This window comes from Candidatus Angelobacter sp. (assembly GCA_035607015.1).
Lineage (GTDB): Bacteria > Verrucomicrobiota > Verrucomicrobiia > Limisphaerales > AV2 > AV2.
Genome location: DATNDF010000395.1, coordinates 1 through 10,919 on the forward strand (window position 1 = coordinate 1; position 10,919 = coordinate 10,919).

Consider the following 10,919-nt stretch of genomic DNA (forward strand, 5'->3'; position numbering starts at 1 on the left):
CACCAACCCCGACGGCCTCGCCGCCAAACGCACCACCATGTGGGTGATGATTCTCATCGGCATCTTCTACGTCTTCCCGCCCGTGTTCGGCGTGATGGGCCGCAACCTGTTCCCCGAGCTTTACAACGGTATTGGCGCGAAAGGCACGGACAAGATCGTCCTCGAATTGCCGCGTCTGTTGAACGAGAAATGCGCGCCGCTTGGCTCGGTGCTCAGCGGCATCACCTGCGCGGGGGCGTTCGCGGCCTTCATGAGCACGTTCTCGGGTTTGCTCGTCTCCATGACCGGCGCGCTGGCGCACGATGTGTATGGGCGAATGTTGCGCCCGAGGTCCACTCCCGAGCAGCGGCTGAAGATGTTCAAGGTCTGCGCGGTAATCATCGGTGGCATTGCCATTCTGCTCGGAATGCAGGTCGAACCGTTCCAGATCAATTTCATGGTCGGGCAGGCCTTTGCCATTGCCGCGGCCAGTTACTTTCCCCTGCTTTTCATGGCTGTGTGGTGGCGGCAGCTCACGATGAAGGGCGCGGCGACGGGAATGCTTGCGGGCGGACTGCTGGCGCTCACGGGCATCTCCCTGACGAGTTTCAACGACCTCGGCTGGTTGAAACTCGCCGACTTCTGGGCAGCGCGTCCGTTGCTGCGCATTCTCTGCGAGCAACCCGCCATCTGGACCGTCCCGCTGGCCATCACGCTGATGGTCATTGTTTCGAAGCTGACGGCGAAGGAAATCCCGACCGACATTCGGATGAAAATGCTGGTGCTCCACGCGCCGGAGAAGCTCGGACTCAAGCAGGAATACATTCAGGAACATCAGCACGGGCATTGAACCGGCCCGGACGGCCCGACAGGCGACGCAAACCGCGAGTTCCTTCTTGTCGAATCGCGCGGTTCGCCTAAGCTCACGCTCAACAGCCCTTCATTCCTATGCACTACATCGCCATCGCCCAGTTCCCCAACGACCCAAAAATCATGGGAGAACTTGCGTCACGCCGACGTTCCTATCGCTACCCGGGGGCGTTCACCAACGTCCAAAGCTACCTGGACGTGCAGGGTGGTCGCGCGATCATTCACTTCGAGACGGATGATGCCAGGGCCATCCTGCGTTACACGGCTGACTGGCCCGAAGCGGCATTCGATCTGTTTCCGGTTGTTCCAAGTGAAACGGGCATGGAGACGTACATTCCCGGAAAAGTCATCCCGCAAGACTGACGGTGCGCCTCAACCGCGCGCTGCGCACGGCGGCGTCCACAATCTCCTGTCCGATGCGGCTGATCGGGAGCGATACGGGACCTTCGGGCGGCCTGCCCTGTTCCAAACAGCGGATGAGATACTGAACCGGATTCTGGTTCGGAGCCTTCGTGGCAGGCGCGGCAACGCGATGGGGAACCGGACGTTTGCGTGTCTGCAAGGTCACAAAGTCCTCGTAGTCGTAGTTGCTGATGGTGCCGTCCGTGCCGGCAATGACAAAACCGCACTTGGGCTGCGGCTGCGTGGTCCACGGGTCGGTGAAGGTTCCCCAGCGTGTTTCGAACTTTGACAGGCCGTTGGCGTACCGCGCCACGACGATGCTGTGCTCATCGACCTCAAGGCCTTTCGGCCGGTCCACTGTGGCAGTGACCTCAATCGGGCGGCGTCCGTTCCGATACCAGGTTCCGAGCGTCGTGCCGTAGCCGAGATAATCCAGCAATGAACCGCCCCCATGCGCTTTTTTGTAAAACCAGGAATGCGGTTTCTCTTTCGCGACCTGTTGCGGCGTCTTTACGTCCTTGTCCGCGCCATGCCAAAGGGGACCGCGATTGCCGCCGAAATGCCAGACGTTGATCACGTCGCCAACGACGCCAGCCTCGACGAGTTCATAAGCCTTGCGATGCGAGCGCACCCATTGCAGCGGCCAGTTGACCATCAGTGTCTTTCCTCCCGGCATCGCTTTGATCATCGCGTCGGCTTCCTTGAGCGACGCAGCGAACGGTTTCTCGACCATGATGTGCACGCGGTAAGGCGCGACCTTCCTCACCCACTCGCCGTGTTGCGACGACGCCGGACAAAGGATCACGATGTCCGGTTTCGTTTTCTCAAGGCACGCGCGGTAATCGGTAAACACGCGCTCGCGGGGAATCCTCAGCTTGCGGGTGACCTCTTCCATGCGCACCGGCTGTTCGTCGCTGATGCCGACGATCTCCGCGTTGGGATGCTCCTGGACATAACGAAGCAGGTCGCCCATGTGAAAGTGATCGAAGTTGATGCCGGCAATTTTCCATCGTTTCATAAGCGTGATTTTCCGAAGACTTCGTTAACAGATTCGACAAGCGCCCGCACCATCTTTCGCGCCTGGGCGGGCGTCGTGCAGTAGGGCGGCATGAGCACCACGACGTCGCCGACCGGCCGGGTGAGCACGCCGCGCCTGGCCATCGCTTCGCAGACTCGAGTGCCCGCGCGTTCGCGCGGATCGAATCGTTCGCGCGTGGGCCAGTCGCGCACCAGTTCCACACCCACGATCAATCCGACCTGGCGGACGTCACCGACGGTGGGCAACGGCCAGAGCGATTCCAATTCCTGCCGCAATATCTCTTCCAGTTTTGCGCGCGCGCGAATCGAGTCGCCTGTTTGAAGAATCTCAAGACTTGCCAGGCCGGCAGCCGCGCCGAGCTGATTGGCCGTGTAGCTGTGGCCGTGAAAAAAGGTTTTGAACTCCCCGTACTCACCAAGAAACGCGTCGAAGACTTCCTCCGTCGTGAGGGTCGCCGCCATCGGCAGATAACCGCCGGTCAAACCTTTCGCCAGACAGAGGAAATCCGGTTGGACACCTTCGTGATGACACCCGAACAGCGAAGCCGGCGGTTGATGTCTGACGCTTGAGGGCGCGCCGGTGCGACCGAAGCCTGTCATCACCTCGTCGGCAATCAACTGCGCGCCGTTGCCGCGCACGACCTCCGACACGCGCCGCAGCCAGCCGGACGGTTGCGGAATCATCCCGGCCGCGCCTTGAATCAACGGTTCGACCACCATCGCGGCGTAAGGGTTGCCGCGTTTTTTCCGAGCCGCGAATCTTCGTTCCACTTTGCCGACACATTCCCAGTGGCACTTGCGATACTCGCGGGCGTCGGCCCGCTCCGGTTTCGCGCGATTGAACGGACAGCGATAGCAGCAGGGCGACATCACCGTGTCCGACTTGAACAGCAGACCCGCGTAGGATTTGTGAAACAAGCCGATGTGACCAAGGCTCACCGCGCCCACCGTGTCGCCGTGATACGCGCCGGAGAGCGAGAGAAACTTCGGACTCTTGCTGCGGCCGGAGCGGCGCGCGAATTCGTAAGCCAGCTTGAGCGCGACCTCGACGGCAGTGGAGCCGTCGTCTGAGAAGAACACCTTCGACAACTTCCGATTCGCTATTTGCGATTTGCGATTGAAGAGGCGCGGGGGGTTCGCAACTCGCACGAGTCGTTCCGCCAACCGGCTCGCCGGTTCGTTTGCCAGACCCAGCGCCGACGAATGCGCGATTTTGCCGAGTTGCTGCCGGATTGCCGCATTGATTCCCGGGTGATCGTGTCCGTGCAGGTTGGTCCAGATGGAGGAATTGCCGTCGAGATATTCGCGGCCGCGCAAGTCACGCAGCACGGCCCCTTTGCCCGCGACGATGACGATCGGTTCGCGCCTGAGCCAGTCGCGCATTTGCGTGAAGGGATGCCACACGTGCGCGCGATCCAGTTGGGCGAGCTTATGCACGCGGGGTCGGGACGTCAGATAACGGCTTCAGGACGGACAGCGCGCCGACCAGCTGGCTCACATCCGCGGCGGCGTGCGCGGCGCTGACTGTCAGCCGCAGTCGCGCGCGACCGCGCGCCACTGTCGGATAGCGAATCGCCGGAATGAAAATACCCTGTTCGCGGAGGGCCGCCGCCGCCTCGACGGCTTTGGTTTCGTCGCCGATCACGAGCGGAATGATGGCGCTGCGCACGGGCGGGAGGACAAAACCGGCCGCGATGAGGCCGTTCTTGACCTGATCAACCCGCGCCCAAAGCTGGTTGCGCCGCGCCTGTCCTTCGCCGGACTGAACGAACTGGACCGCCGCCGTGGCGGCCGAGGCAGCCGCGGGGACCGGCGCGGTGGAAAAAATAAAACTGCGCGCACGATTGACAAGGTAGTCGATCAACGTGCGCGAGCCGCAGATGTATCCACCCGCCGAGCCAAGCGCCTTGCCGAGCGTTCCCATCTGGATTTCGATTTGGCCGGCCACTCCGAACTCCTCGGCCAGACCCCGTCGTTTTTCGCCATAGAGTCCCGTCGCGTGGGCTTCGTCCACCATCAGCCAGGCGCCGTGCTTTTCCTTCAGTTGAATCACCTCGCGCAACGGAGCGAAATCGCCATCCATGGAAAAGACGGATTCGGTGACGATCAACGTGCGGGGGCGGCGTTTGCCGCTCAAACCCGCGTTGCGCCGGTCGGCCCAGCGGAGGATTTTCCTCAGGCTATCCAGGTCGTTGTGGGCGAAAACGCGAAGTTCCGCGCCGCTCAGACGCGCGGCATCCACGATGCACGCATGCACGAGCTTGTCCAAAACGATCACGTCGTGCGCGTCCAGTGCCGCGCCAATGACGCCGATGGCGGTGGCGTAGCCCGAGGAAAAAACGAGTGCGGCCTCCGCGCCCTTGAAAGAGGCCAGGGCCTGTTCCAACTCGTGGTGCGGCGCGAGGGAACCGCAGACGAGCCGGGACGCGCCCGAACCCGAGCCGTAGCGCTCGATCCCCTTGATCGCGGCCTCCTTCAGGAACGGGTCGTTGGCGAGTCCGAGATAATCGTTGGAAGAGAAATTCAACAGCGTCCGGCCATCCACCTGGCAGTGCGGCAACTGTGGCGAATTGATGCGGCGCAGCTCCCGATACAGGCCCTGCTCGCGGATGACGGCGAGGCGTTGCGTCAGTTCCTGTTCAAAGTCGTTCATTTGTTGTCGCGTTCCGGAAGCGCGCGTGGTCAATGAAACCCAAGCCGCGCGAAAAGTCACCCGCGTTCTCGCGCAGGCGTCTAGGTCCAGCGTCCAATCCGGCTGTCGAGCTGAAACAACTGCCCGGAGATGTTCTGCGTCGTCGCGAGAAAGGCAATGAAACGCGCGACCTCGGCAAGTGAGTTCAATCGACCGAGGGCGTTTGCTGCCGCGAGTTCCCTCAATCGAGCTCCAGAAATGCGGGCGGTCATCGGGGTTGGCAGCACGCCGGGTAAAACCGCGTTCACCCTGATGTTTCGCGAGCCGGTTTCCCTGGCCAGCGAGGTGGTGAGACCAATCAAACCCGCTTTCGCCGCGGCATAATTGGCCTGGCCGCGTTGACCGCGCGCCGCGAAGCTTGCGATGTTGATGATGTGACCGTCGCGCTGTTTGAGCATCGTCGGAAGCACCGCCTGCGAACAAAGGAAGGCGCCTTTCAAGTTTACGTCCATCACACGGTCCCAGTCGTCATCGCTCATCTGTGAAACCAGGCCGTCCGCCGTGACACCGGCGTTGTTGATGAGGGCATCCACCCGGCTCCAGCGGACGACGCATTGCTCGACGGCGGCCTGAACCTGCGCGCGCCTTGTCACGTCGAATTGCATCGGCCAGACCCGCCCGGCCTCGGCCTGGCTCGTCGATAAGTGATACGCCGCTGCGACACGCCAGCCTTGCGCGGCGAACTCCGCGACCAGCGCCCGCCCCAGACCGCCGGCGGCGCCCGTGATAAGAACGGTTCGTTCGCTGGATGTGGTCGAATCCATTCGATGAAATGGTGCTGCCATCAGTCTGACGGAGACCGGGTGGAAGGTTCTACGCCGGCGCGATCGCCCATTCGCCGTCGATCAGCGAGGCGTGGACATCGCCACAATGGCCCACCACCGCATCGCAGGCTTCATATATCTGTCCCCGGAACGGAATGGCAATCACGTCCGCGCAGGTATCCGCGGCAAGTTCGCCGATCCGGCCGCGCAGTCCCAGCGCCCGCGCGCCATTCACCGTCGCCATTTGCACGATGTGTTCCGACGGCACGTCCGGGTGCACGGCGGCGAAGGACGACATTTCGGCGAACAGGTTCAGCTCCGGCGTCCGCCCCCGCGCCCGGGCCGCGCTGGCGAGGCTGTCAGTGCCAAGGCACAGGTTCACACCGGCGGCGTAAAGTTCCTCCCGGGGAAATTTTTGATGCCCGAAATACGCGTGACTGCGCGGACAATGTGCCACACTCACGCCGCGCCGGCCGAGCAATGCCGCGTCGCCGGACGCCAGGTAATTCGCATGCGCGGCGAGCAGGTTGTCGGCAAGGCATCCGTTGCGTTCGAGGTGTTGCACCGGCGAGCCCCGCCCGCAATCGGACATGTCGCGCCCGTTGCGCTTGAGCCAGTCGAACATTTCGCCACGGGCCTCCATGAACATTGCGAACTCCTCGGCCGACTCCGAGACGTGCACCGTCAGGCCCCAGCCCTTTTCCCGCGCAAGGAGCGCGCTCAGCCGCAGCAATTCCGGGATCGTTGAATAGGGCGCATGCGGCGAGAGCCCCGCGGCGCAGCGCGACACCGGAAGGGATTCGATTTTGTTCGCGGCCTCGCCCAGAATCTGACGCGGTTCACGGCGGCTCCTGACGCCGGTCATTTCCAGAAATGAAATGACCCGCAGCGGCGTGGCCTGTCGGACGTCCGGCAGCAATTCCGGCACAGCCTCGATGTCCGCGACCGTCGTGGTGCCGGTGCGCAGGAGCATTTGCGCGCCGCGCACCCACGACCGGGCGAAGTCGGCGCAAATTTTTCCGCCCTTGGCGGTGGTGATGACTTTGATCCAGTCGGTGAACGATTTCGTCGGCGCGATTTCTTCCGCCAGATCGGTGTAATCGAGATGGCAGTGCGCGTTGACGAGGCCGGGCAGGAGGATGACGTCGCCCAGATCAACGACTTTTTCACGCGTGCCAGAACGCAGGTCGTTCCACGATCCCGCGGCTTGAATGCGATTGCCGGCAACAAACACCGCGCCATTGTCAACGGGCGGGCGTGTAACCGGCAACACGACGCGGGCGCGAAGTAACATGGATCAGTCGGGTTGCAGCAAAGGGGGACAGCCTGGCGCTCCGCTGCCGGCGACGGCGACGTCAGACTTCCGTTTCCTGGCGCTTGCGTTTCACCAGGGCAGCTTCGGTGTGTTTGCGGGCCTTGTATTTGCTCTGGCGTTTGCGAATCTGTTGCTCGATTTTTTTGGTGACGAGGTCAATCGCGGAGTAAAGATCGCTTTCGGCATCCTCGGCAAAGAGATCGGGGCCGGGTACGGCAAGCCGCATGGAGCAGCAGAACTGTCTTTCCGGCGCTTTTCGATGGTCGTGCTCGAGTGTTACGCGCGCGTCGATGGCGAAACGGTCAAGGTGGTCAAGTTTGTTGATGCGGGCGATGATGTGGTCCTCGATCGCTTTGGTCAGGGTCAGATTGTGCGTCGAAAGAATCAATTTCATGGCTGCATGATGGTTTCAATGGAAAGGAAAATCCAGTCAAAGAGCTTTGTATATTTTGCGCAAAACTCCCTTTTGGTTGTCACCGCAACACAAACCGCCGATGCTGGGCGAACGCGCTCCGCAGCGCCCGCGACATCTCGTCCTGCAGCGCCTGCAATTCGCCATAAACCGCGACGTTCTTCGCCTTCGGCTGCACTGTCTCGGCGCGGTTCAATTTCACAAACTCATCGGTGATGTCGTCAATGGACACCATTTCCCCCTGCTGCAACCGCCAGCACCAGAGCGCCTGCAACGCCGCGCCATAAGCGGCGCCTTCGCTGACCTTCAGCGTCACGACCTCGGCTTTGAAAACGTCCGCCATAATCTGCCGCCACACTCGCGACTTCGCGCCGCCACCGGTCGCCCGGATCTGCTTCGGCTTCACGCCCAGTTCCGCCAGCCGGCGAAGGCCATAGTTCATGCCCAGCGTCACGCCTTCCATCGCCGCGCGCGCAAAATTGGCGGCCGTGAATGTTTTTGGCGTGACGCCGAAGTAAACTCCCGTTCCCTCGGGAACGTTCGGCGTGCGCTCGCCCTCGAGATACGGCAACAGGAGCAAACCCTGCGCGCCCGGCCGGGCCTTATCGACCGTCGCATCAAACGTCTTCACGTCCATGCCGAAATCGTGCCGAACCATCTCGGTCGCGACGGTGACATTCATCGTGCAAAGGAGCGGCAGCCAGCGATTGGTCGAGTCGCAGAACGCGGCGATTTCACCTTGCGGATCAATCACCGCCTTTTCCGAGCACGCGTAGATCGTCCCGCTCGTGCCAAAACTCGCCGTAATGACGCCCTGCCGGGTGTTGCCGGTGCCGATGGCGCCCATCATGTTGTCGCCGCCACCCGCGCTCACCAGTACGTCGGTGTTCAACCCGAGCGCTTTCGCGGTGGACGGCTGCAAACGTCCCGCGGGCTGGTCGCTCGAAATCAACGGCGGCAGTTTCGCGGTCAAGCCGGGATCGATCGAGTTCAGCACCGCTCCGGACCACTGGCGTGTGCGGACGTTCAAAAGCGCCGTGCCGCTGGCGTCGCCGTATTCCATCACTTTCGCGCCGGTGAGCCAGAAGTTGAGATAGTCGTGAGGCAACAACACGGTCGCCAGGCGCGCGTAATTCCCCGGCTCACGTTTTTTGAGCCAGAGAATTTTCGAGGCCGTGAAGCCGGGCAGCACCGAGTTGCCCGTCGCGCGGATCGTCGCTTTCAAGCCGCCAACCCGGTTCATGATTTCCTCGCATTCGGCGGCGGTCGAAGTATCGCACCAGAGCTTGGCGGGCCGGATGACTTCGCCGTTCCTGTCCAGCGGCACGAAACCGTGCTGCTGGCCACTCACGCCGATGGCTTTGACCTCGGCGGCGCGGGCCTTTGCCGCCTTCAACGCCTGCCTGATGGCTTTGGCGGTGGCATCGCGCCACGTGTGTGGATGCTGCTCCTTCGCGCCGGGCGGAAGATTCGGAATCAAATCGTAGGCCTGCGACGCAGCGGCGAGAACCCTGCCGTTCTTCGCGTCCACAACGAGGACCTTGGTGGATTGTGTGCCACTATCAACGCCGATCAGAAGTGTGCGCATAAAGTTTCCGGATGAACGGAGGCCAGAATGGCGAACCGGTTTTCACCTGTCCAATCAGAACTGTTGAATGCCGTTGTGTTGCGGCCGCCGACCACCCCTTGACACGCGCAATGTCCTCTAGGACGCTCGACGACCTGCGAAAGCGAACTTGAAAATTGCGGTGCTATTGTCGGGCGGTGTGGACAGTTCCGTGGCTCTGCGGCTGGTGAAGCAGCAGGGGCATCGGGACGTGTGCGCCTTTTACCTCAAGATCTGGCTCGAAGACGAGCTGGCGTATCTGGGAAGCTGCCCCTGGGAGGAGGACCTCAAATACGCCCGCGCTGTCTGTGAGCAGGCTGGCATCCCGCTCCAGGTTATTTCGCTTCAAACCGAGTATCAGGAGCGCGTCGTCGCCGAGGCTCTTGCGGAACTGCGCGCCGGACGCACGCCCAGCCCGGACATCTGGTGCAATCAGAGGATCAAGTTCGGGCTGTTCTTCGAGAAAATCGACGCCGGTTTCGACAGGATCATCAGCGGCCATTACGCACAGGTCGAGGAGCAAGGAGACGCCTGCCTGCTCAAGCGTTCACCTGATTCGGTCAAGGACCAGACCTATTTCCTTTGCACGCTCAATCAGAGTCAGCTTCGCCGACTGTGGTTTCCGATCGGTCATCTGCGGAAGGACGACGTGCGGCGGCTGGCGCGCGAATTCGATCTGCCCAATCGCGACCGAAAAGACAGCCAGGGAATCTGCTTTCTCGGCAAGATCCGATACCCGGAATTCGTCCGTCATCACCTGGGCGAACGCGCCGGCGAGATCGTCGAATTGGAAACCGGAAAAACCCTCTCCGAGCATCGCGGCTTCTGGTTCTATACGATCGGCCAGCGCAAGGGCATCGGCCTGGCCGGCGGCCCGTGGTATGTGGTGAAGAAGGACGTTACCGCAAATCGCGTGTACGTTTCTCACTCCGACCATTATCTTAACCATGCCCGACGACAGTTTACCGTGAGTTCAGTGAACTGGATCACCGGCGAACCGCAACGACTGAATTTGCAGGCAAAGGTCCGGCATGGCCCGCGACTGGCCGATTGCCGGGTCGGATGCCTCGGGGAGGGGCGTTGGGAAGTGACTTTGGCCGGAGCGGACCAAGGAATTGCCTCCGGACAATCCGCGGTTTTTTACGACGGAGAAATTTGTCTGGGCGGTGGCGTCATTGAGTAGCGCAGCACAGTCGCGCGCGCTACCTGTTTTCACGAAGAATCTTTACCGCGTCGTCCGCGTTGCCCGACACTTCTTCGCGGGTTTTCAGGTTCCTGATCTTGACCCCTGATGCGCCGCGATCCGCGCCCGCCAAGGAGACCGCGAACGAGGCTTCCAACTCCAGCGCGCGTTTGAATTGCTTGTCGGACTTCGCCGGGGTCAATGGATAATCAACGGCCAGACCCGCCTCTCGCAGTTGTTGCACCAGCATCAGCGATTCCGGGCGCAACGTATCGTCTTCGATCACCACGAAGGCGTCGAGGCGCGCGCCGAATTTCGGGAGCAGGCCGCGTGCTTTGAGCAATTCCGTAAGCACCACGTCGCCCATGCCAAAACCGAGGCCGGGCAGGTCCACTTTGCCGCCCGAGATGAGTTTGACGAGGTTGTCGTAGCGCCCGCCGCCCGCAATGGCACGGAATTCACCCTTCTTGTCGAACGCTTCGAACACCGGTCCGGTGTAGTAGGCCAGTCCGCGGATCACATTGTAGTCAATCTTGACGAAGTCGGCGAGGCCGCGCGCGGCGAGGTTCTTAAGAATGGCTTCGAGTTCGTCCGTCGGCTGCGCTGCGGCGATAAATCTCTTAACTCCGTCGAGCGAGAAGCCGAGCGCTTGCAACTT

11 protein-coding genes are annotated in these 10,919 nt (G+C 61.7%); 3 read left to right on the forward strand and 8 right to left on the reverse strand.

What is annotated here, in order from left to right; genetic code table 11:
• Window positions 1-829, forward strand: an 829-nt coding sequence (locus tag VN887_15730) for a cation acetate symporter (protein ID HXT41456.1), incomplete at its 5' end; no start/stop codon positions are given.
• 98 nt (window positions 830-927) lie between these two features.
• Window positions 928-1,212, forward strand: coding sequence for a DUF3303 family protein (locus tag VN887_15735; protein HXT41457.1), 285 nt, complete (start codon window positions 928-930; stop codon window positions 1,210-1,212).
• Here the strand turns inward: VN887_15735 and VN887_15740 are convergent.
• The 7 genes from VN887_15740 to xylB form a co-directional block, all read right to left on the reverse strand.
• Entirely contained in the window at window positions 1,196-2,269 is a 1,074-nt protein-coding gene (locus VN887_15740) for a Gfo/Idh/MocA family oxidoreductase (GenBank protein ID HXT41458.1), read from the reverse strand. The two genes, VN887_15735 and VN887_15740, sit on opposite strands and share 17 nt — an antisense overlap.
• The gene (bioA, locus tag VN887_15745) at window positions 2,266-3,726 is read right to left on the reverse strand and encodes an adenosylmethionine--8-amino-7-oxononanoate transaminase (protein ID HXT41459.1); all 1,461 of its coding nucleotides are present in this window, start codon (window positions 3,724-3,726) and stop codon (window positions 2,266-2,268) included. Before bioA ends, VN887_15740 begins: the two co-directional genes overlap by 4 nt.
• Entirely contained in the window at window positions 3,719-4,942 is a 1,224-nt protein-coding gene (gene bioF, locus VN887_15750) for an 8-amino-7-oxononanoate synthase (GenBank protein ID HXT41460.1), read from the reverse strand. The genes bioA and bioF overlap by 8 nt, the downstream gene beginning before the upstream one ends.
• 80 nt (window positions 4,943-5,022) lie before the next feature.
• Complete coding sequence (locus VN887_15755) at window positions 5,023-5,745, reverse strand: SDR family NAD(P)-dependent oxidoreductase (protein HXT41461.1); 723 nt, start codon at window positions 5,743-5,745, stop codon at window positions 5,023-5,025.
• A 49-nt stretch (window positions 5,746-5,794) separates the two neighbouring features.
• Entirely contained in the window at window positions 5,795-7,039 is a 1,245-nt protein-coding gene (locus tag VN887_15760) for an amidohydrolase family protein (protein HXT41462.1), read from the reverse strand.
• 61 nt (window positions 7,040-7,100) lie between these two features.
• Window positions 7,101-7,454 carry a ribosome-associated translation inhibitor RaiA gene (gene raiA, locus VN887_15765; GenBank protein ID HXT41463.1) on the reverse strand — a complete coding sequence of 118 codons (354 nt, stop codon included), beginning with the start codon at window positions 7,452-7,454 and terminating at the stop codon, window positions 7,101-7,103.
• A gap of 79 nt (window positions 7,455-7,533) precedes the next feature.
• The gene (gene xylB / locus VN887_15770) at window positions 7,534-9,060 is read right to left on the reverse strand and encodes a xylulokinase (protein ID HXT41464.1); all 1,527 of its coding nucleotides are present in this window, start codon (window positions 9,058-9,060) and stop codon (window positions 7,534-7,536) included.
• 148 nt (window positions 9,061-9,208) lie between these two features.
• Here xylB and mnmA point away from each other — a divergent pair, with 148 nt between their 5' ends.
• On the forward strand, window positions 9,209-10,261 hold the full coding sequence (mnmA, locus tag VN887_15775) for a tRNA 2-thiouridine(34) synthase MnmA (GenBank protein HXT41465.1): 1,053 nt from the start codon (window positions 9,209-9,211) through the stop codon (window positions 10,259-10,261).
• Window positions 10,262-10,280: 19 nt separating this feature from the next.
• On the opposite strand, the gene VN887_15780 is transcribed toward mnmA, so the two are convergent.
• The coding region (locus VN887_15780; protein ID HXT41466.1) for an ATP phosphoribosyltransferase regulatory subunit at window positions 10,281-10,919 on the reverse strand (639 nt) is incomplete at its 5' end.

Excerpts from the sequence above, each read along its gene's own strand:
- VN887_15735 (HXT41457.1), top strand. The coding sequence starts at position 928 with ATGCACTACATCGCCATCGCCCAGTTCCCCAACGACCCAAAAATCATG.
- VN887_15740 (HXT41458.1), bottom strand. The coding sequence starts at position 2,269 with ATGAAACGATGGAAAATTGCCGGCATCAACTTCGATCACTTTCACATG.
- bioF (HXT41460.1), bottom strand. The coding sequence starts at position 4,942 with ATGAACGACTTTGAACAGGAACTGACGCAACGCCTCGCCGTCATCCGC.
- VN887_15755 (HXT41461.1), bottom strand. The coding sequence starts at position 5,745 with ATGGATTCGACCACATCCAGCGAACGAACCGTTCTTATCACGGGCGCC.
- VN887_15760 (HXT41462.1), bottom strand. The coding sequence starts at position 7,039 with ATGTTACTTCGCGCCCGCGTCGTGTTGCCGGTTACACGCCCGCCCGTT.
- raiA (HXT41463.1), bottom strand. The coding sequence starts at position 7,454 with ATGAAATTGATTCTTTCGACGCACAATCTGACCCTGACCAAAGCGATC.
- xylB (HXT41464.1), bottom strand. The coding sequence starts at position 9,060 with ATGCGCACACTTCTGATCGGCGTTGATAGTGGCACACAATCCACCAAG.